Raw genomic sequence first — 924 nt, forward strand, 5'->3', positions numbered from 1 at the left:
ATGAAGCGGCGGTCATGTGGCACCTGAAAGTTCAGCTGCCTTCCGTGAATGTCAGCGCACGCGCTTCTGTTCGTCTGATTGAGAAAGTGACGCCATGGCGGAACTTCGGATCGCCGCCGCGCTTAATCCGGTGGAGGAGTTATCCGATGAACGCGACCAAAGAGTTTTTTGAAAGCTGGCTGCAGGAGAATGTCGGCACTCTTGCCGGCCAAGAGGAAGTGAGCTTCGCCGTGCTGGCTCAGCAATTCGAGCAGGATGCCGAAGCGGCCGGTTATGGTCGCGAGGTGCGTGAGGACGAGCTCGGAAACATTGAAGATGCGATCGAGCAAGCGCTCAAGAAAGCGCGAACTGGCGTGCATGGTGACGCCGCTGGCGAACCCAGCGATGTGGCAGCCCTCATGGATGCGCTGGAGGTCGAAGATGCCAAAAGCGGGCCGTAGGCCATACCAGATCAGCTCTTTTCGTTTGTCGAAGTTGCCGGGGTAGCCCCATGGAGCAGTTTCGCAAGGACATGGCCGCCTTGGCAGAGCCGGCTTTCTGGGTGACGATAGGTTTGCTTCTGGTCCCTTATGCGCTTGGAACGGTGCTGCTCGTTTGGACCTGCGGCTGCCTGTAAGGTGCTACTGACACACCCCGGTGGTGGTTCAACGGCCCTAACGCCATACAATACGGAGCTAATGCGCTCGCGGGGGGATCCTGCGCTGCAGCAATGTCCGAACGATCTCGTCGCCAGGAAGTTCATCGTCGACACCAAGCTCCTTTGCTGCCGGTAATCGCACCGCCGCGGCTGACAGCTTTTGCGAGAGGGGAGAGGGCCGCCGTGTGCAGGCGCCGACGCTATCTGCGCTCTCAAAGTTCCAGCTACGGCCCCCTGTCACGGTTCCCCGATCACGCGCCTGAAGCGCGTTTCCTTGCCTCGAAAAT

Annotated in this window: 1 protein-coding gene; it reads left to right on the forward strand. The window is 59.5% G+C overall.

Annotated features, from left to right (window positions below; translation table 11 throughout):
- Positions 1-440, forward strand: a 440-nt coding sequence (locus tag EN879_RS37330) for a hypothetical protein (RefSeq protein WP_245493951.1), incomplete at its 5' end; no start/stop codon positions are given.
- Between the last annotated feature and the right edge of the window lie 484 nt (positions 441-924).

Source organism: Mesorhizobium sp. M7A.F.Ca.AU.002.02.1.1 (genome assembly GCF_003998535.1).
GTDB lineage: Bacteria > Pseudomonadota > Alphaproteobacteria > Rhizobiales > Rhizobiaceae > Mesorhizobium > Mesorhizobium ciceri.